At 65.8% G+C, this 18927-nt stretch carries 26 protein-coding genes and 1 tRNA gene; 7 read left to right on the forward strand and 20 right to left on the reverse strand.

The genetic code is table 11. The features are described 5' to 3' along the window. Positions 1-147: 147 nt before the first annotated feature. The 5 genes from ABID77_RS18735 (at position 148) to ABID77_RS18755 (ending at position 5826) form a co-directional block, all read left to right on the forward strand. A complete protein-coding gene (locus ABID77_RS18735) occupies positions 148-1077 on the forward strand; it encodes a branched-chain amino acid ABC transporter permease (protein ID WP_429599047.1) in 930 nt (309 codons plus the stop codon). Positions 1078-1090: 13 nt separating this feature from the next. After that, entirely contained in the window at positions 1091-2155 is a 1065-nt protein-coding gene (locus tag ABID77_RS18740; protein ID WP_429599050.1) for a branched-chain amino acid ABC transporter permease, read from the forward strand. A gap of 205 nt (positions 2156-2360) precedes the next feature. Continuing rightward, complete coding sequence (locus ABID77_RS18745; RefSeq protein ID WP_429599291.1) at positions 2361-3644, forward strand: ABC transporter substrate-binding protein; 1284 nt, start codon at positions 2361-2363, stop codon at positions 3642-3644. A 122-nt stretch (positions 3645-3766) separates the two neighbouring features. Next, the gene (locus tag ABID77_RS18750; protein ID WP_429599052.1) at positions 3767-4579 is read left to right on the forward strand and encodes an ABC transporter ATP-binding protein; all 813 of its coding nucleotides are present in this window, start codon (positions 3767-3769) and stop codon (positions 4577-4579) included. Then, on the forward strand, positions 4576-5826 hold the full coding sequence (locus tag ABID77_RS18755) for a phenylacetate--CoA ligase family protein (RefSeq protein WP_429599054.1): 1251 nt from the start codon (positions 4576-4578) through the stop codon (positions 5824-5826). The genes ABID77_RS18750 and ABID77_RS18755 overlap by 4 nt, the downstream gene beginning before the upstream one ends. A 57-nt stretch (positions 5827-5883) precedes the next feature. Here the strand turns inward: ABID77_RS18755 and ABID77_RS18760 are convergent, their stop codons facing one another. Beyond that, entirely contained in the window at positions 5884-6909 is a 1026-nt protein-coding gene (locus ABID77_RS18760; RefSeq protein WP_429599056.1) for an SDR family oxidoreductase, read from the reverse strand. Between the two features lie 249 nt (positions 6910-7158). On the opposite strand from ABID77_RS18760, the gene ABID77_RS18765 reads away from it, so the two are divergent. After that, positions 7159-8145: a tripartite tricarboxylate transporter substrate-binding protein gene (locus tag ABID77_RS18765; RefSeq protein WP_429599058.1), complete on the forward strand. Its 987-nt coding sequence runs from the start codon at positions 7159-7161 to the stop codon at positions 8143-8145. An 84-nt stretch (positions 8146-8229) separates the two neighbouring features. Here ABID77_RS18765 and ABID77_RS18770 read toward each other — a convergent pair whose 3' ends face one another. The 19 genes from ABID77_RS18770 to rplN form a co-directional block, all read right to left on the reverse strand. Next, positions 8230-8556 carry a DUF1840 domain-containing protein gene (locus ABID77_RS18770; RefSeq protein ID WP_429599061.1) on the reverse strand — a complete coding sequence of 109 codons (327 nt, stop codon included), beginning with the start codon at positions 8554-8556 and terminating at the stop codon, positions 8230-8232. 234 nt (positions 8557-8790) lie between these two features. Beyond that, a tRNA-Met gene (locus ABID77_RS18775) sits at positions 8791-8867 on the reverse strand. 18 nt (positions 8868-8885) lie between these two features. Then, complete coding sequence (rplQ, locus tag ABID77_RS18780; RefSeq protein ID WP_333507728.1) at positions 8886-9287, reverse strand: 50S ribosomal protein L17; 402 nt, start codon at positions 9285-9287, stop codon at positions 8886-8888. Positions 9288-9371: 84 nt separating this feature from the next. Beyond that, complete coding sequence (locus tag ABID77_RS18785; protein WP_296312465.1) at positions 9372-10361, reverse strand: DNA-directed RNA polymerase subunit alpha; 990 nt, start codon at positions 10359-10361, stop codon at positions 9372-9374. A 133-nt stretch (positions 10362-10494) separates the two neighbouring features. Further along, positions 10495-11118: a 30S ribosomal protein S4 gene (gene rpsD / locus ABID77_RS18790; protein ID WP_333507729.1), complete on the reverse strand. Its 624-nt coding sequence runs from the start codon at positions 11116-11118 to the stop codon at positions 10495-10497. Between the two features lie 135 nt (positions 11119-11253). Next, positions 11254-11658 carry a 30S ribosomal protein S11 gene (gene rpsK, locus ABID77_RS18795; protein ID WP_009124825.1) on the reverse strand — a complete coding sequence of 135 codons (405 nt, stop codon included), beginning with the start codon at positions 11656-11658 and terminating at the stop codon, positions 11254-11256. Between the two features lie 13 nt (positions 11659-11671). After that, complete coding sequence (gene rpsM, locus ABID77_RS18800) at positions 11672-12037, reverse strand: 30S ribosomal protein S13 (RefSeq protein WP_013544105.1); 366 nt, start codon at positions 12035-12037, stop codon at positions 11672-11674. A gap of 22 nt (positions 12038-12059) precedes the next feature. Next, on the reverse strand, positions 12060-12173 hold the full coding sequence (gene rpmJ / locus ABID77_RS18805; RefSeq protein ID WP_017760906.1) for a 50S ribosomal protein L36: 114 nt from the start codon (positions 12171-12173) through the stop codon (positions 12060-12062). Positions 12174-12242: 69 nt separating this feature from the next. Next, the gene (gene secY, locus ABID77_RS18810) at positions 12243-13553 is read right to left on the reverse strand and encodes a preprotein translocase subunit SecY (RefSeq protein WP_296313552.1); all 1311 of its coding nucleotides are present in this window, start codon (positions 13551-13553) and stop codon (positions 12243-12245) included. A 23-nt stretch (positions 13554-13576) separates the two neighbouring features. Beyond that, positions 13577-14008: a 50S ribosomal protein L15 gene (gene rplO / locus ABID77_RS18815; protein ID WP_296313550.1), complete on the reverse strand. Its 432-nt coding sequence runs from the start codon at positions 14006-14008 to the stop codon at positions 13577-13579. A gap of 23 nt (positions 14009-14031) precedes the next feature. Further along, on the reverse strand, positions 14032-14217 hold the full coding sequence (gene rpmD / locus ABID77_RS18820) for a 50S ribosomal protein L30 (RefSeq protein WP_296312453.1): 186 nt from the start codon (positions 14215-14217) through the stop codon (positions 14032-14034). A 29-nt stretch (positions 14218-14246) separates the two neighbouring features. Next, positions 14247-14765: a 30S ribosomal protein S5 gene (gene rpsE / locus ABID77_RS18825; RefSeq protein ID WP_124959016.1), complete on the reverse strand. Its 519-nt coding sequence runs from the start codon at positions 14763-14765 to the stop codon at positions 14247-14249. Between the two features lie 18 nt (positions 14766-14783). Beyond that, the gene (gene rplR / locus ABID77_RS18830) at positions 14784-15155 is read right to left on the reverse strand and encodes a 50S ribosomal protein L18 (protein ID WP_429599063.1); all 372 of its coding nucleotides are present in this window, start codon (positions 15153-15155) and stop codon (positions 14784-14786) included. Between the two features lie 8 nt (positions 15156-15163). Next, a complete protein-coding gene (gene rplF, locus ABID77_RS18835) occupies positions 15164-15697 on the reverse strand; it encodes a 50S ribosomal protein L6 (RefSeq protein ID WP_296313548.1) in 534 nt (177 codons plus the stop codon). A gap of 24 nt (positions 15698-15721) precedes the next feature. Next, a complete protein-coding gene (rpsH, locus tag ABID77_RS18840; protein ID WP_429599066.1) occupies positions 15722-16117 on the reverse strand; it encodes a 30S ribosomal protein S8 in 396 nt (131 codons plus the stop codon). Between the two features lie 20 nt (positions 16118-16137). Further along, positions 16138-16443: a 30S ribosomal protein S14 gene (gene rpsN, locus ABID77_RS18845; RefSeq protein ID WP_296313545.1), complete on the reverse strand. Its 306-nt coding sequence runs from the start codon at positions 16441-16443 to the stop codon at positions 16138-16140. Between the two features lie 8 nt (positions 16444-16451). Further along, positions 16452-16991, reverse strand: coding sequence for a 50S ribosomal protein L5 (gene rplE, locus ABID77_RS18850; protein ID WP_296316319.1), 540 nt, complete (start codon positions 16989-16991; stop codon positions 16452-16454). Positions 16992-17003: 12 nt separating this feature from the next. After that, the gene (gene rplX / locus ABID77_RS18855; protein ID WP_429599068.1) at positions 17004-17321 is read right to left on the reverse strand and encodes a 50S ribosomal protein L24; all 318 of its coding nucleotides are present in this window, start codon (positions 17319-17321) and stop codon (positions 17004-17006) included. Positions 17322-17334: 13 nt separating this feature from the next. Then, on the reverse strand, positions 17335-17703 hold the full coding sequence (gene rplN, locus ABID77_RS18860) for a 50S ribosomal protein L14 (RefSeq protein WP_009124801.1): 369 nt from the start codon (positions 17701-17703) through the stop codon (positions 17335-17337). Positions 17704-17972: 269 nt separating this feature from the next. Here rplN and proC point away from each other — a divergent pair, with 269 nt between their 5' ends. Continuing rightward, positions 17973-18842 carry a pyrroline-5-carboxylate reductase gene (gene proC, locus ABID77_RS18865; RefSeq protein WP_429599071.1) on the forward strand — a complete coding sequence of 290 codons (870 nt, stop codon included), beginning with the start codon at positions 17973-17975 and terminating at the stop codon, positions 18840-18842. Positions 18843-18927 lie beyond the last annotated feature (85 nt).

Consider the following 18927-nt stretch of genomic DNA (forward strand, 5'->3'; position numbering starts at 1 on the left):
ACGCGTCCTGTCTTGCACCCTCTCCCTCCGGGAGAGGGTGGGGGTGAGGGCCGACGGCCTCATCGACCGCCACGGCATCGCCAGGGCCGCCGGCCCCCACCCCTGCCCTCCCCCGATGGGGGAGGGAGAAAGACAGAGACGCTGACCATGGGCTTCTTCCTCGAAACCGTCTTCGGCGGCCTCATGGCCGGGATGCTCTACGCGCTGGTGGCGCTGGGCTTCGTGCTGATCTTCAAGGCCTCGGGCGTCTTCAACTTCGCGCAGGGGGCGATGGTGCTGTTCGCGGCGCTGGCGATGGCGCGGTTCTCCGAATGGATCCCGCGCTGGCTGGGCTTCGACAGCCTGCTGCTGGCCAACCTGCTGGCCTTCGTCGCGGCCGGCGCGTGCATGGTGGCGGTGGCGTGGCTGGTCGAGCGCCTCGCGTTGCGCCACCTGGTCAACCAGGAGGGGATCACGCTGCTGATGGCGACGCTGGGCATCGCCCACGTGCTCGACGGCGCCGGGCAGCTGCTCTTCGGCAGCGCGACCTACAAGATCGACGTCGGCATGCCCAAGGACCCGTTCATCGTGCTGGAGGACACCTTCCCGGGCGGCCTGCTGCTGAGCAAGGAGGACCTCTACGCCGCCGTCGCCGCCGGGGCGCTGGTCGCCCTGCTGACCCTGTTCTTCCAGAAGACGCGCACCGGCCGGGCCCTGCGCGCGGTGGCCGACGACCACCAGGCGGCGCAGTCGATCGGCATCCCGCTCGGGCGCATCTGGGTCGTGGTGTGGTCGGTCGGCGGGCTGGTGGCGCTGGTCGCGGGCGTGATCTGGGGCAGCAAGCTGGGCGTGCAGTTCTCGATCTCGCTGGTCGCGCTCAAGGCCTTCCCGGTGGTGATCCTGGGCGGCCTGACGTCGGTGCCCGGCGCCATCCTGGGCGGCCTGATCATCGGCGTGGGCGAGAAGCTCTCGGAGATCTACCTGGGGCCCTTCCTCGGCGGCGGCATCGAGAACTGGTTCGCCTACGCGCTGGCGCTGGCCGTGCTGCTCATCAGGCCCCAAGGCCTGTTCGGCGACAAGATCATCGACCGGGTCTGACGGAGCCGACACCATGTTCTATCGCGAAAACGGTCAGTTCAAGAGCAGCTACCGCGCCGACCTCGGGCTGTTCCCGGTCGCGCAGGACCGCTGGGCGATGGCGGCGCTGGCGGTGGTCGCCTTCGTCGCGGTGCCGCTGCTGGCGAGCGACTACGCCTTCCGCGCGGTGCTCATCCCGTTCCTGATCCTGTCGCTGGCGGCCATCGGGCTGAACATCCTGGTGGGCTACTGCGGGCAGATCTCGCTGGGCACGGGCGCCTTCATGGCCATCGGCGCCTATGCGGCCTACAACCTGCAGGTGCGCGTCGAGGGCATGCCGCTGCTGCTGTCGATCCTCGGCGGCGGGCTGGCGGCGACGGTGCTGGGCGTGCTGTTCGGCATCCCGAGCCTGCGCATCCGCGGCCTCTACCTGGCCGTGGCGACATTGGCGGCGCAGTTCTTCACCGACTGGTTCACCAACCGCGTGAAGTGGGTGACCAACGATTCGTCCTCGGGCTCGGTGAGCGTGAATTCGCTGCAGATCCTGGGCTACACCTTCGCCTCGCCGGCCGAGCGCTACCTGCTGTGCCTGGCGCTGGTGGTGATCTTCGGCCTGCTGGCCAAGAACCTGGTGCGCGGGGCCATCGGCCGCGAGTGGATGGCGATCCGCGACATGGACGTCGCCGCCGCCGTGATCGGCATCCGCCCGGTCTACGCCAAGCTCACGGCCTTCGCGGTCAGCAGCTTCATCGTCGGCATCGCCGGGGCGCTGTGGGGTTTCGTGCACCTGGGCGCCTGGGAGCCGGCGGCCTTCGGCATCGACAAGTCGCTGCAGCTGCTGTTCATGATCATCATCGGCGGGCTGGGCTCGATCGCCGGCGCGTTCTTCGGCGCCGCCTTCATCGTGCTGCTGCCGCTGCTGCTCAACCACGTGCCGCACTGGCTGGGCCTGCCGCTGTCGACCGCCACCGCGTCGCACCTGGAGCACATGATCTTCGGCGCGCTGATCGTGTTCTTCCTGATCGTCGAGCCGCACGGCCTGGCCAAGCTGTGGTCGACCGCGCGCCAGAAGCTGCGCCTCTGGCCCTTCCCGCACTAGACATGGCTCGCCCCCAGTCTTCGCGCACTTCGTGTCGCTGCGCCAACCCCCTGCCGGGGGCAACACTGGCGGACTGGCGGAGCCAGTTCCGCGGTGTTCCCGGCAAAGGCGATCACGTCGTCGACCTGCCATTGACTTTCTGTTTTCCGTGATCCGATCAACCGAAGGAGACAAGAGAATGAAATTCCAGATGCAATGCGCCGCCATGGCGATGGCCGTGGCTTCCGTCGTCGGGGGCGCGTCGGTCGCGACGGCCCAGACGGCCGAGCAGTTCGTGCCGCTGCTGGTCTACCGCACCGGCCAGTTCGCGCCGCTGGGCATTCCGTGGGCCGACGGCAAGCAGGACTACCTCAAGCTGGTGAACGCGCGCGACGGCGGCGTCAACGGCGTCAAGCTGACCTACGAGGAATGCGAGACGGCCTACGACGCGGCCAAGGGCGTGGAGTGCTACGAGCGCCTCAAGGGCAAGGGCTCGGGCGCCTCGGGCTTCGACACGCAGTCCACCGGCATCACCTTCGCCGTGACCGACAAGGCCTTCGTCGACAAGGTGGTGGTGGAGACGCCCGGCTACGGCCTGTCGCAGTCGGTCGACGGCACGGTGTTCGAGTGGAACTTCCCGCTGCTGGGCACCTACTGGACCGCCGCCGACGTGATGATCCAGGACATCGCGAAGAAGGAGAAGGGCAGCCTCAAGGGCAAGAAGATCGCGCTGGTCTATCACGACTCGCCCTACGGCAAGGAGCCGATCCCGCTGCTGCAGAAGCGCGCGGCGGCCGACGGCTTCGAGCTGTCGCTGTTTCCCGTCACGCCCCCGGGCGTCGAGCAGAAGTCGACCTGGCTGCAGATCCGCCAGCAGAAGCCCGACTACGTGCTGTTCTGGTCGGCCGGCGTGATGACGCCCGCGGGCATCCGCGAGGCGCAGGCCAGCGGCTATCCGCGCGAGAAGCTCTACGCGATCTGGTGGGCCGGCTCGGACCACGACGTCAAGGACATCGGCGCCGGCGCCAAGGGCTACAACGCCATCACCATCCACAACAGCGCCGCCAAGGACCGGGTCCACGACGACCTGCGGAAGTTCGTCTACGACAAGGGCCAGGGCACCGGCGCGCCGACCGGCATCGGCTCGCTCGCGCACACGCGCGGGATGATGATCTCGATGCTGCAGGTCGAGGCCATCCGCGCCGCGCAGGACAAGTACGGCAAGGGCAAGGCGCTCACGCCCGAGCAGGTGCGCTGGGGCTTCGAGAACCTCGACCTGAGCGCCGACAAGCTCAAGGCGCTGGGCTTCGGCGAGGTCATGCGGCCGGTGAAGACCTCCTGCGCCAACCACATGGGCGACGACTGGGCGCGCATCGTGCAGTGGGACGGCGGCAAGTGGGAGGTGAAGTCGGACTGGTACCAGTCGGACAAGAAGTTCATCGATCCGCTGGTCAAGGAGTACGCGGCGAAGTACGCGAAGGACAAGAACATCAAGACGAGAAATTGTTGAACTCCCCCCGTCTTCGCGCACTTCGTGTCGCTTCGCCAACCCCCCTCGCCGGGGGCAACACCAGCGGCCCGGCGAAGCCGGTGCCGCGGTGTTTCCCGAAGGCGAGTGACAGCCACCGTTTCATGAATACGTCCAAAATCCTTCTCGACGTCAACGGCATCGAGGTCATCTACAACCACGTGATCCTGGTGCTCAAGGGCGTGTCGCTGTCGGTGCCCGAGGGCGGCATCGTGGCGCTGCTGGGCGGCAATGGCGCGGGCAAGACGACCACGCTGCGCGCGATCAGCAACCTGCTCGCGGGCGAGCGCGGCGCGGTCACCAAGGGAACGATCGAGCTGCGCGGCGAACGCATCGAGGCGCTCACGCCCTCGGCGCTGGTGCGGCGCGGGCTGGTGCAGGTGATGGAGGGCCGCCACTGCTTCGCTCACCTGAGCATCGAGGACAACCTCATGACCGGCGCCTACACCCGCACCGACGGCAAGGCCGCCATCGCCCGCACGCTGGAGAAGGTCTACGCCTATTTCCCGCGCCTGAAGACGCGGCGCACCTCGCAGGCCGCCTACACCTCCGGCGGCGAGCAGCAGATGTGCGCCATCGGCCGCGCCCTGATGGCCGAGCCGACGATGGTGCTGCTCGACGAGCCCTCGATGGGCCTGGCGCCGCAGATCGTCGAGGAGGTCTTCGCCATCGTGAAGGACCTCAACGAGAAGGAGCGCGTCACCTTCCTGCTCGCCGAGCAGAACACCGCCATGGCGCTGCGCTTCGCCGACCACGGCTACATCCTGGAGAGCGGCCGCGTGGTGCTCGACGGCCCGGCCGCCGGCCTGCGCGAGAACGAGGACGTCAAGGAGTTCTACCTCGGCATGGGCGGCGCCGACCGCAAGAGCTTCCGCGACGTCAAGAGCTACAAGCGCAGGAAGCGGTGGCTGGCATGAGCGATTTCTACGACGCCCTCGAGACGCGCGATCCCGCCGCGCGCGAGGCCGCCCTGCTCGACGCCCTGCCCGCGCAGCTGGCGCATGCGCGGTCGGCCACGTCGGCCTTCGCGGAGATCCTGGCCGGCGTCGACGCCGCCGCCGTCACCACGCGCGCGGCGCTCGCCGCCGTGCCGGTCACGCGCAAGTCCGACCTGCTGGCGCGGCAGCAGCGGCTGCGCGCGAGCGACCCCTTCGGCGGCTTCGCCGCCGTCGCGCGCGGCCCGTCGATGCCGCGCGTGTTCGCCAGTCCCGGCACGATCTACGAGCCCGAGGGCGCCGGTCGCGACCCCTGGCGCACCGCCCGCGCGCTGCACGCGGCGGGCTTCCGCGCCGGCGACCTGATCCACAACGGCTTCAGCTACCACCTCACGCCCGCCGGCTCGATCATGGAGAGCGGCGCCCACGCCCTGGGCTGCAGCGTCTTTCCCGGCGGCACCGGTCAGACCGAGCAGCAGCTTGAGGCCATGGCCGACCTCCATCCGGCCGGCTACATGGGCACGCCGAGCCTGCTGCGCATCCTGATCGAGAAGGCCGCCGCCGCGCACCTCGCGCTGTCGGGCCTGACCAAGGCGCTGGTGTCGGGCGAGGCCTTCCCGCCGAGCCTGCGCGACTGGCTCGCCGGGCACGGCGTGACGGCCCTGCAGTGCTACGCCACGGCCGACCTGGGCCTCGTCGCCTACGAGACCCTCGCGCGCGAGGGCTTGGTGCTCGACGAGGGCGTGCTGCTGGAGATCGTGCGCCCTGGCACCGGCGACCCGGTGCCCGACGGCGAGGTCGGCGAGGTCGTCGTCACCACCTTCGGCCGCGCCTATCCGCTGGTGCGCTTCGGCACCGGCGACCTGTCGGCCGTGCTGCCCGGCCCCTGCCCCACGGGACGGACCAACACACGCATCCGCGGCTGGCTCGGTCGCGCCGACCAGACCACCAAGGTGCGCGGCATGTTCGTGCACCCGGGCCAGGTCGCCGCCGTGCTGCGGCGCTTCCCGGAACTGGTGACGGCCCGGGCACGCCTAGTGGTCGAGGGCGAGATGGCCGACGACCGCATGACGCTGAAGGTCGAGGCGATGGACGATCCGGCATTGGCCGGGCGCATCGCCGACGCCGTGCGCGACGTCACGCGCCTGCGCTGCGCGGTCGAATGCGTCGCGCCGGGCAGCCTGCCCAACGACGGCCGGGTGATCGAGGACGCGCGCAGCTACCAGTGAAACGGCCCTCGCGCCCTGCGTGACGGAGCACCGGGCGCTTCGCCTGCCGGCCGATCCTCAGATCGCGCCGATGTCGCCCGTCACCGGCAGCACGATGCCGGTGATGTAGCTGGCGCAGGCCGGCGAGGCCAGGAACACGTAGGCCGGGGACAGCTCCTCCGGCTGCGCGACGCGCTTGAACGCGGTCTCGCGACCGAACTTCTTCACGTCGGCGGGCTTCTTGTCGGCCGGGTTCAGCGGCGTCCAGACCGGTCCCGGTGCCACGGCGTTCACGCGGATGCCCTGGTCGATCAGGTTGATCGCCAAGGCCTTGGTGAACGCATGGATCGCGCCCTTGGTGGCCGAGTAGTCCAGCAAATTCCTGCTGCCGCTCAGGCCGGTGCGCGAGCCGGTGTTGATGATCGAGCTGCCGCGCTTCAGGTGCGGCACGGCGGCCTGGGCCATGCGGATGTAGCCGCCGACGTTGGTCTGCAGCGTGAGGTCGATGCGCTCGTCGGTCAGGTCCTCGATCGAATCCGCATGCATCTGGAACGCCGCGTTGTTGACCAGGATGTCGAGCTTGCCGAAGGCCTTCACCGTGCGCTCGACGGCCTTCCTGCAGAACGCCGAGCGGCGCACGTCGCCGGGAATCAGCAGGCAGCGCCGGCCTTCGGCCTCGACCGCGGCGCGGGTGTCTTCGGCATCGGCCTTCTCGTTCAGGTAGACGATGGCGACGTCGGCGCCCTCGCGCGCGAACAGCACCGCGACCGCGCGGCCGATGCCCGAATCGCCGCCGGTGACGATGGCGCTCATGCCCTGCAGCTTCTGGCTCCCTTGGTAGCCGGGCGCCGTGAAACGGGGACGCAATGCCATGTCGCGCTCGTCGCCGGGCTTGGTCTGGTGCTCGGGTGGCAGCTCGACCGGCTGGACGCGCGCGCCGGTTTGTACGGCGCGTTTGCTCTTCTTCGCAGGCGCGGCGGCGCGGTCCTTGGCGTCCTGGCGGCGCTGGATGGCGGTCTGCTTCTCGACGAGGGCCTTCGTGTCGCCGTCCTTCGAGGCCGGCGTGATGGGGCGCTTGGAAGCGGTGGAGGAGGATCGGGCCATTCAGGGGCTCCTTGGAGAGATGTCGTCGGCAAGCCGCGCGCTTCTCTGGCCCAGGCGGGCAAGACACGGCGGAAAGAGCACATCACACTAGGCGGAACGAGATCCTCGCCCTGTCGTCCGGGACCGATGAAGGACCGTCGGATCGGATGCCAGACCCCACGGCGCCGGGGGTCTTCATAGGGGCTTATCAGGAGCTTCGCGGATCGGATCGACCTCTAAGATCGCGGCCTTTTGACCTCCGGGAATGCCATGAAGAAACTGTTCGCCCTCGCCGCCATCGCTGCCGCTGCCGCTGCCGTCGGCGCCCATGCCCAGGATTTCCCGGGCAAGGACAAGATCATCACCATCGTCGTGCCCTTCGCTGCCGGCGGCCCCACCGACCGTGTGGCGCGTGATCTGGCCGAGGCGATCCGCAAGCCGCTCGGCGGCATCAGCATCGTGGTCGACAACGCGGCCGGCGCCGGCAGCACGATCGGCAATGCCAAGGTCGCTCGCGCGCGCAACGACGGCTACACGCTGCTGCTCACGCACGTCGGCATGGCCACCACGCCCGTGCTGTTCCGCAAGCTGCCCTACAACTACGAGACGGACTTCGAATACCTCGGCATGATCAACGACGTGCCGATGACGCTCATCGGCAAACCGACGCTCGAAGCGAAGAACATGACCGAGCTGCGCGACTGGATCGGCAAGAACGGCTCCAAGGTGAACCTTGGCAACGCCGGCGTGGGCTCGGCATCGCACCTGTGCGGTCTGCTGTTCCAGAGCGAACTCAAGACCGAGATGACGACGGTGCCGTACAAGGGCACCGCACCGGCCATCGCCGACCTGCTCGGCGGTCAGATCGACCTGCTGTGCGATCAGACCACCAATACCACCAGCCAGATCGAGGGCAAGAAGGTCAAGCCCTACGCGGTCACGACCCTCAAGCGCCTGACGACGCCGGCACTCAAGGACATCCCGACGCTGGACGAGTCGGGCATGAAGAACTTCCAGGTCACCATCTGGCACGGTCTGTACGCGCCCAAGGGAACGCCGCCGGCCGTGCTCAAGACCCTCAACGACGCGCTCAAGGTGGCCCTCAAGGATCCGGAATTCATCAAGAAGGAAGAAGCGCTCGGCGCGGTCGTCGTGACCGACAAGCGCATGGAACCGGCCGAGCACAAGAAGTTCGTGCAGGCCGAGGTCGCCCGCTTCGGTCCGGTGGTGAAGGCCGCCGGCGCCTACGCCGATTGACACGGCGCCCCACGCGGCGGTGCCGGCCTCCAGGCCGGGGGAGACGGGAGACCGTTTCCCCCGGCTTTTGTTCGAGCGCCCGGTTCAGACGCCCCAGACCACGTCCCGCCCTTCGGCATGCGAGCGCTTGAGCATGTCGAGGAACGGCGCGGCGCGTTGGTGCAGGCCCACGTGCTCGCGCTCGGCGACCTCGTCGTGGTCCTCGGCGGCCAGGGCGTCGTGGTTGTGCTTGCCGTTGTCGAGTTCCCGGCGGATGGCGGTCTCGAGCGCGGAAATGGCGGCCGGCATCTGGTCCACCGTGACGATGCCCTGGGCCCCAGGGGTCTTGCCGATCACGTCGAGCAACTGGCGGGCATTGGGTTCGAGCATGACCACGTCGGCGGTCGCCTGGGATTTGAATCGGTAGAGCATGTCTGATGGTTCTTCGAGAAAAGATCGAAAACCGAGCGTACACGCATTGAGCGTCGGTCCATGCAGGCACAGACCGGGTCTTGCTGACCTGCCGCAGAGACAGACATCGACGGAAAAACAACCGCCCTCGCCCATCGGCGTATCGGGCGTCGCGGATGCAGGCGATGCATCGGCTCGAATGGCTCGAGGAACGACCAAAGAAAAAGGGCCCTGTCAAAAACAGGGCCCTTCGATTGGTTGCGCGAGCAAGATTTGAACTTGCGACCTTTGGGTTATGAGCCCAACGAGCTACCAGGCTGCTCCATCGCGCGGCAAGATGGAATTATATCTTATTCTGCAGCGTCTTGCTGATTATTTTCTTCTTCCGACACTTCAGGGCGATCCACCAGTTCGACGAGCGCCATCGGGGCGTTGTCGCCCACGCGGAAACCCATCTTCAGGATGCGGGTGTAGCCACCTGGACGCGCCTGGTAGCGCGGGCCGAGTTCGCCGAAGAGCTTGACGACGCTGTCGCGGCTGCGCAGGCGGTCGAACGCGAGACGCTTGTTCGCGAGCGTCGGGTTCTTGGCCAACGTGATCATCGGTTCGATGACGCGGCGCAGTTCCTTGGCCTTGGGAACGGTGGTCTTGATGACTTCGTGCTCGATGAGCGAGTTCATCATGTTCTGCAGCATCGCGAGACGGTGCGAGCTGGTGCGGTTGAGTTTGCGGAGTCCGTGTCCGTGACGCATGGTGCTTTCCTTTACTTTATAAAAACAGGCAGCCGTGTCAGGTACTGCCCGGTGCACTGCGGCTCCTGCGAGCCGCCGAAAAAATCAACGCTTGTCGAGGCCGGCCGGCGGCCAGCTTTCGAGCTTCATGCCCAGGGTCAGGCCGCGCGAGGCGAGCACTTCCTTGATCTCGTTGAGCGACTTGCGACCCAGGTTGGGGGTCTTGAGCAGCTCGTTCTCGGTACGCTGGATCAGATCGCCGATGTAGTAGATGTTCTCGGCCTTCAGGCAGTTCGCAGAGCGGACCGTGAGTTCGAGTTCGTCGACCGGACGCAGCAGGATCGGATCGAACTGCTGGGCGCTGCGCGGTGCCGGTGCATCGAACGCGGCGAGTTCGCCACCCTCGAGCTGCGCGAACACGGCGAGCTGTTCCACCAGGATCTTGGCCGAGGCACGGACCGCGTCTTCCGCGGTGATGGCGCCGTTGGTCTCGATCTCGATGAGCAGCTTGTCCAGGTCGGTGCGCTGCTCGACGCGGGCGCTCTCGACCGTGTAGCTCACGCGCTTGACCGGCGAGAACGAGGCATCGAGGACGATGCGGCCGATCGACTTGGTCGGTTCGTCCGCATAGCGACGCATCGTGCCCGGCACGTAGCCACGGCCCTTCTCGACCTTGATCTGCATGTCGAGCTTGCCGCCTTGCGACAGGTGCGCGATCACGTGGTCGGGATTGATGATCTCGACGTCGTGCGGCGTCTGGATGTCGGATGCCGTGACGGCGCCTTCACCGTCCTTGCGCAGGCTCAACGTCACTTCGTCGCGGTTGTGGAGCTTGAACACCACGCCCTTGAGGTTCAGCAGGATGTTGACGACGTCTTCCTGGACACCGTCGATCGACGAGTACTCGTGGAGCACGCCGGCGATGGTCACTTCGGTGGCGGAATAACCCACCATCGACGACAGCAGCACGCGACGCAGCGCGTTGCCGAGCGTGTGGCCGTAACCGCGCTCGAACGGTTCCAGCGTCACCTTGGCCTTGTTGGCGGCAAGTTGCTCGACCTGGATGGTCTTGGGTTTCAGCAGGGTGGTTTGCATGCGGACTTCCTCTCAATACCCCCGGTTCGTTACACCGGTAAGGCTGGCGAAGCGCCCGGCGCACGGCTCGCATGCGCCAGGAACGAAACAGAAACAAAAACATGACGCACCGGGAGGTGCGTGCTGCAGCAAATCAACGCGAATACAGTTCGACGATCAGCGATTCGTTGATGTCGGCGCCGAATTCGTCGCGATCCGGGACCTTCTTGAAGGTGCCTTCGCCCTTGTCGGCGTTGACTTCGACCCAGGCCGGAATGCCGACCTGCTGTGCCAGCTGGAGCGCTTCGACGATGCGGTTCTGCTTCTTCGACTTGTCGCGCACGGCGACGACGTCACCGGTCTTGACCAGGTAAGAAGGAATGTTCACCGACTGGCCGTTGACCGTGATGGCCTTGTGCGAGACGAGCTGGCGCGCTTCGGCGCGGGTGGAACCGAAGCCCATGCGGAAGACGACGTTGTCCAGGCGCGATTCCAGCAGGAACAGCAGGTTGGCGCCGGTGTTGCCACGACGACGATCGGCTTCCTCGAAGTAACGACGGAACTGCTTCTCGAGCACGCCGTACATGCGCTTGACCTTCTGCTTCTCGCGCAGCTGCAGGCCGTAGTCGGACGTGCGCTGACCGGAGGTGCGGCCGTGCTGGCCGGGCTTCGAGTCGAACTTGGCCTTGTCCTGGATGGAGCGGCGGGCGCTCTTCAGGAACAGGTCGGTGCCTTCGCGGCGGGAGAGTTTGGCCTTGGGGCCGAGATAGCGTGCCACTTGATCTTCCTTTTATGTCATCTGCCGCGGGAGGGCCGCGGGAGCCATCCGGCGCGTTGCCGATGGCGGTGGGCTTGTTGTTGAAAACAAAATGCGCAGCCGCGATGAAGCGGACTGCGCGTTGCGTCCGACGCCTTAGATGCGGCGGCGCTTCTGCGGGCGGCAACCGTTGTGCGGCACGGGCGTCACGTCGGCGATCGAATTGATCCGGATGCCGAGCGCGGCCAGGGCGCGCACCGACGATTCGCGACCCGGGCCGGGGCCCTTGATCTCGACGTCGAGGTTCTTGATGCCCTGTTCAACAGCGGCACGACCTGCCACTTCCGAAGCGACCTGGGCTGCGAAAGGCGTCGACTTGCGCGAGCCCTTGAAACCCTGGCCACCCGACGACGCCCACGACAGCGCATTGCCCTGACGGTCCGTGATCGTGATGATCGTGTTGTTGAACGAGGCATGCACGTGGGCGATGCCGTCCGCGACGTTCTTGCGAACCTTCTTGCGGACGCGCTGTGCGGCGTTGTTGGCAGGAGCTTTAGCCATGCTGTTTCAATCCTTATTTCTTCAGGGACTGCGCAGCCTTGCGCGGACCCTTGCGGGTGCGGGCGTTGGTGCGCGTGCGCTGGCCGCGCATCGGCAGGCCACGGCGATGACGGAAACCACGATAGCAGCCGATGTCCATCAAGCGCTTGATGTTCATCGTCGTCTCGCGGCGCAGGTCGCCTTCGATCGTGAAGAGAGCGATCTGGTCGCGGATCTTCTCGAGATCGGCGTCCGTCAGATCCTTGATCTTCTTGGAATATTCGATGCCGCTCGCTTCGCAGATCTGACGGGCGCGGGTGCGACCGATGCCGAAGATGGCCGTCAGGCCGATCTCAGCGTGCTTGTGCGGCGGGATGTTGATGCCAGCAATACGTGCCATGTTCGTCCTCTAATACTCTCAATCAACCCTGGCGCTGCTTATGGCGCGGGTCGGTGCAAATCACACGCACCACGCCCTTACGACGGATGACCTTGCAATTACGGCAGATGGGTTTGACCGAAGCCGAAACTCTCATTTCATTCTCCTAAAACTGTTTAATGTGGCCGCCTGTCCGCAGCCTCGGAATCGATACCGACAATCGGTCCTACGATGACTTGAAGTTCGCCTTCTTGAGCAGCGATTCATATTGCTGCGACATCATGTAGTTCTGCACTTGGGCCATGAAATCCATCGTGACGACCACGATGATCAACAAGGACGTTCCACCGAAATAGAACGGCACGTTGTATTTCAGGATCAGGAACTCGGGCAGCAGGCAGACGAAGGTGATGTACACCGCACCCGCCAGCGTCAGCCGGACCAGGATCTTGTCGATGTAGCGCGCGGTCTGGTCACCCGGACGGATGCCCGGAATGAACGCACCGCTCTTCTTCAGGTTGTCCGCCGTCTCCTTGCTGTTAAACACGAGCGCCGTGTAGAAGAAGCAGAAGAAGACGATGGCTGCCGCGTAGAGGAGCACGTAGATCGGTTGTCCCGGCGTCAGGGCACTGGCGATGTCCTTGATCCAGCGCATGCTCTCGCCGGCGCTGAACCAGCCCACCACCGTCGCCGGCAGCAGGATGATCGACGACGCGAAGATCGGCGGGATCACGCCAGCCATGTTCAGCTTCAGCGGCAGGTGCGACGACTGGCCGCCGTACACCTTGTTGCCCACTTGGCGACGCGCATAGTTCACGAGGATCTTGCGCTGGCCACGTTCGACGAACACCACGAAGTACGTCACCAGAACGACCACCGCCACGATGAACATCGCCACGAGCACGTTCATCGCACCCGTGCGGACCAGCTCCAGCAATCCACCGATGGCATTGGGAAGGCCGGCGGCGATGCCCGAGAAGATCAGGATCGAAATGCCGTTGCCCAAGCCACGCTCGGTGATCTGCTCACCCAGCCACATCAGGAAGATGGAACCGGCCGTCAGGCTGATCATCGCGGTGATGCGGAAACCGAAGCCCGGAGCGATCACCAGTCCGGCCGACGACTCCAATGCCACGGCGATGCTGAACGACTGGAACAAGGCCAGACCCAGTGCACCGTAACGCGTGTATTGCGTGATCTTGCGCCGTCCGGACTCGCCTTCCTTCTTCAATTGCTCGAAGGTGGGAAGCACATAGGTCATCAATTGCATGATGATCGATGCGGAGATGTACGGCATGATGCCCAACGCGAACACCGTGAAGCGCGACAGCGCGCCACCGGAGAACATGTTGAACAGGCTCAGGATGCCGCCCTGCTGGCCCTGGAACAACTGAGCGAGCTGGTCCGGATTGATGCCGGGCACGGGAATGTGCGCACCGATCCGATAGACCACGAGCGCGAGCAGCAAGAAGACCAGCCGGCGACGGAGGTCACCGAACTTGCCTGTCTTTGCGAGCGTTGCTGCGTTGGTTGCCACAGAAGCCTTCTTTCAGTCCGGGTTCAGGCGACGCTGCCGCCGGCAGCTTCGATCACGGCCTTGGCGCCGGCGGTGGCGCCGATGCCCGTCAGCTTGACGGCCTTGGTCAGCTCGCCCGTCTTGATGATCTTGACGACCTTGGCCATCTGGCCGACCAGACCGGCCTGCTTCAGCGCCAGCATGTCGACTTCGGCCAGGCCGAGGTTTTCCAGCGACGTCAGCGTGACTTCGGCGTTGTACTTGAGCGTCTGCGACTTGAAACCGCGCTTGGGCAGGCGGCGCTGCAGCGGCATCTGACCGCCTTCGAAGCCGACCTTGTGGAAGCCGCCCGAACGCGACTTCTGACCCTTGTGACCGCGACCGGCGGTCTTGCCCAGACCCGAACCGATGCCGCGGCCGACGCGGCGCTTGGCGTGCTTGGCGCCGGCTGCCGGCTTGATGCCATTGAGTTCCATATGCGTCTTTCCGGTGACTCTTGTCAGAGCACTTTGACCAGGTAACTGATCTTGTTGATCATGCCGCGCACGGCGGGGGTGTCCTGCAGTTCGCTCACGCTGTTGAGCTTGCGCAGACCCAGGCCGCGCACCGTCGCGCGATGCGATTCCTTAGTGCCGATCGGGCTCTTCACGAGCTGCACCTTGAGGGTTTGTTCTTGCGTCGTCATTTCGATGCTTCCGTGTACGTGATCGCCGATCAGGCGAAGATCTCTTCGACGGTGAGGCCGCGCTTGGCAGCGACTTCGGAGGCCGTCGTGGAGTTCTTCAAGCCGTCGAGCGTGGCGCGAACCATGTTGTAGGGATTCGACGAACCATGGCTCTTGGCCACGATGTCGGTGATGCCCATGACTTCGAACACGGCGCGCATCGGGCCGCCGGCGATGATGCCGGTGCCCTTGGGAGCCGGGATCATGACGACCGAAGCGGCGCCATGATGGCCCGTCACGCGATGGTGCAGCGTGCCGTTCTTGATGGAGATCTTCGCCAAGTTGCGGCGGGCCTCTTCCATCGCCTTCTGCACGGCGGCGGGCACCTCCTTGGACTTGCCCTTGCCCATGCCGACGCGGCCGTCGCCGTCGCCGACGACCGTCAGCGCCGCGAAACCGAGGATACGACCACCCTTCACCACCTTGGTGACGCGGTTGATCGCGATCATCTTCTCGCGAAGACCGTCTTCGGGGCCTTCGTTCTGCGTTCTTGCCTGAATCTTTGCCATTTTGTATCTCGTGTCCGGTTAGAACTGCAGGCCGGCTTCGCGAGCCGCTTCGGCCAGGGCCTTGACACGGCCGTGGTAGGCGAAACCTGCGCGGTCGAACGCCACCTTCTCGACGCCGGCGGCCTTGGCCTTCTCGGCGATGCGCTTGCCCACCGCAGTGGCGGCAGCGGCGTTGCCGCCCTTGCCCGAACCACCCAGCGACGTACGCAGTTCGGCTTCGGCCGTCGATGCCGTGGCGATCACCTTGGTGCCGTCGTCGGAGATGACGGTGGCGTAGATGTGCAGGTTGGTACGGTTCACCGTGAGACGGGCCACGCCCTGCGTCGCGATGCGGATGCGGGTCTGACGCGAGCGGCGCAGACGCTGTGCTTTTTTGGTCAACGTTGTCATGGCTGCCCTTACTTCTTCTTGGTCTCTTTGATCACGATCTTCTCGTCCGAATACCGGATGCCCTTGCCCTTGTAGGGCTCGGGCGGACGGACGGCGCGAATCTCGGCGGCGATCTGACCGACACGTTGACGGTCCGCACCCTTGATCACGACTTCGGTCGCGGTCGGCGTGGTCACCGTGATGCCTTGCGGCATGTCGATGTTGACCGGGTGGGAGTAACCCACTTGCAGGTTCAGCTTGGTGCCTTGCGCAGCAGCCTTGTAGCCGACGCCCACGAGGTTGAGCTTCTTCTCGAAGCCCTTCGTGACACCGACCACCATGTTGTTGACCAGCTGGCGCAGGGTACCGCTCATCGCATTCGCTTCACGCGAATCGTTGGCGGGCTCGAAGCTCAGCTTGCCGTCGTTGCTGACGACCTTGACCAGGGCATTGCGGGCCAGGTTGAGCGTGCCGCCCGTACCCTTGACGCTGATCTGGTCGTCCTTGACCGACACATCCACGCCTGCGGGGATGGCGACCGGCATTTTTCCTACTCGGGACATTTCAGTTTCTCCTCGATGTCTCGGTCAGGCGACGTAGCACAGGACTTCGCCGCCGACGCCGTTGGCGCGGGCCTTGCGATCCGTCATCACGCCTTGCGGGGTCGTGACGATAGCGACGCCGAGTCCGTTCTGGACCTGCGGGATCGTCGTGCTGGACTTGTAGACGCGCAGGCCGGGACGGCTCACGCGTTCGATGCGTTCGATGACGGGGCGGCCGGCGTAGTACTTCAGTTCGATGACGAGTTCGGACTTGCCGTCTTCGGTCTTGACCTGGAATCCGTCGATGTAACCTTCGTCCTTCAACACCTGTGCGATCGCGACCTTCACCTTGGAAGACGGGATCGACACCGTGGGCTTCGCCACCATCTGCGCATTGCGGATGCGCGTCAGCAGGTCGGCAATGGGATCACTCATGCTCATGTTGTTTGCTCCTGCCTGGCTTACCAGCTGGCCTTGGTGACACCGGGGATGTCGCCGTTGAAAGCCAGTTCGCGGATCTTGGCGCGGGCCAGACCGAATTGACGGAACGTGCCGCGCGGGCGACCGGTGATCTCGCAGCGGTTGCGCTGACGGGTCGGGTTCGCGTTGCGGGGCAGCTTCTGCAGGCCGAGGCGGGCCTGGGCACGCTCTTCGTCGCTCTTGCTCATGTCGTTGGAAGCGGCCTTGAGCTCGGCGTGCTTGGCGGCGTACTTGGCGACGAGCTTGTCGCGCTTGAGTTCGCGCTGGATCAGGGATTGTTTAGCCACGGTTCGCCTCAGTTCTTGAACGGAAAACGGAAGCCGGCGAGAAGCGCCTTGGCTTCCTCGTCGTTCTTGGCCGTCGTCGTGATGCTGATGTTGAGACCGCGCAGGGCATCGACCTTGTCGTATTCGATCTCGGGGAAAATGATCTGCTCTTTGACGCCGATGTTGTAGTTGCCACGGCCGTCGAAGGCGCGGCCGGAGATGCCGCGGAAGTCGCGCACGCGCGGCAGGGCCACGGTCACGAAGCGATCGAGGAACTCGTACATCTGGACGCCGCGCAGCGTGACCATGCAGCCGATGGGCTGGTTCTCGCGGATCTTGAAACCGGCGATGGCCTTCTTCGACTTGGTGACCACGGGCTTCTGACCGGCGATCTTCGTGAGGTCGGCGACGGCGTTGTCGAGGACCTTCTTGTCGGCGACCGCTTCGCCCACACCCATGTTGAGCGTGATCTTGGTCAGGCGCGGGACCTGCATCGGCGAGGTGTAGCCGAACTTTTCGGTCAGGTCTTTCGCGATCTTCTCGCGGTAGATTTGTTGGAGACGTGCCATGTGAATCTTTCCTTAGGCGGTCTTGATTTCGTCGCCGCTGGACTTGAAGACGCGCACGCGCTTGCCGTCCGTGATCTTGATGCCCACGCGATCGGCCTTGCCGGTCGCGGCATTGAAGATCGCCACGTTCGATTGATGGATCGGCATGGTCTTCTCGACGATGCCACCGGTCGTGCCCTTGAGGGGGTTCGGCTTGGTGTGCTTCTTGACGGTGTTGATGCCGTCGACGATCAGGTGCGAATCGTCCTTGCGCAGCGAGACGGTGCCGCGCTTGCCCTTGTCGCGGCCGGTCAACACGATGACCTGGTCGCCCTTGCGAATCTTGTTCATGACGATGTTGTCCTTACAGAACTTCGGGTGCCAGCGACACGATCTTCATGAACTTCTCGGTGCGCAGTTCGCGCGTGACCGGTCCGAAGATGCGGGTGCCGATCGGCTCCAGCTTGGCGTTGAGCAGGACGGCGGCGTTGCCGTCGAACTTGACGAGCGAACCGTCGGCGCGACGGATGCCCTTGGCGGTGCGGACCACCACTGCGCTGTAGATCTCGCCCTTCTTGACGCGACCCCGCGGAGCGGCTTCCTTGATGCTCACCTTGATGACGTCGCCCACGCTGGCGTAGCGCCGCTTGGAACCGCCGAGCACCTTGATGCACAGGACGGATTTCGCGCCTGTGTTGTCGGCCACTTCGAGCCTGGATTCAGTTTGGATCATTTCGATTGGTTCCCAACTTGTACCGGGCGGCGCCTGCTGGACAGCAAGCGAGAACCCCGATCAGTCTTGGGCCCGTCGTCCGCACCCCGAACCACTCGGGGCGCTTCCGCTGGGCAGAAGCTTCGCCTTTTTGAAGCGAAGCCCGCGATTGTGGCAGACCCTTCTACGCTTGTCAACCTCGGTCTTGGGGCCGACGCCGACGCCGCGGCGGCGAAGCGACAATCGCGCGACGTCCTTTCCGCCTTCGTCGCCCTCCCAGGAGCCCTGTCATGCCGTCCATCCCGTCGTCCGTCTCGTCCGGAACCTCCGTGTCGCCCGCCGCCTCGCTGCCGCCGATCGCCTTCATCGGCGGCGGCAACATGGCCGGCGCGATCCTCGGCGGACTGATCCGCCAGGGCCTGCCCGCCGGGGCGGTCGAGGTCGTCGAGCCGTTCGAGGAAGCCCGGGCGCGGCTGGCCCAGCAGTTCGGCGTCACCGCGCAGGCCGCCGCCGGCGCGGCGCTCGGGCGCTGCGCGCTGGTGGTGTGGGCCGTGAAGCCGCAGACCTTCGCCGAGGCCGCCGCCGCCGTGGGATCGCATGCGCGCGATGCGCTGCACCTGAGCGTGGCGGCGGGCATTCCGTCGGCGAGCATCGCGCGCTGGCTGGGCACCGAGGCCGTCGTGCGCGCCATGCCCAACACGCCGGCGCTGGTCGGCCAGGGCATGACCGGTCTGTTCGCTCGTGCCGGCGTGCCGGACGAGGGACGGGCGCTGGTCGAGCGCGTGCTGCGCCCCACGGGCGAACTGCTGTGGGTCGATGCCGAAGCGGCGCTCGACGCCGTGACGGCGATGTCGGGTTCGGGCCCGGCCTACGTCTTCTATTTCATCGAGGCCATGACCGAGGCCGGCATCGAGATGGGCCTGCCGCCCGAGCAGGCGCAGCGCCTGGCCATCGGCACGTTCACCGGCGCCTCGGCGCTGGCGCGCTCGGCCGACGAGCCGCCCTCGGTGCTGCGCGCGCGCGTGACGTCCAAGGGCGGGACGACCCACGCGGCACTGCAGTCGATGGAGGCGGCCGACGTCAAGGCGCGCTTCAAGACGGCGATCCGCGCCGCCGAACGGCGGGCCGGGGAACTGGCCGACGAGTTCGGCCGCGCCTGAGTCGGTGGGAACGAGGACCGGCGCCACGCCATCCGACGGCGTGGCCGCGTGTCCAGGCCGGCCGGTCCGTCGGGACGACGGTTCC

Source organism: Variovorax sp. PvP013 (assembly GCF_050435945.1).
GTDB lineage: Bacteria > Pseudomonadota > Gammaproteobacteria > Burkholderiales > Burkholderiaceae_C > Variovorax.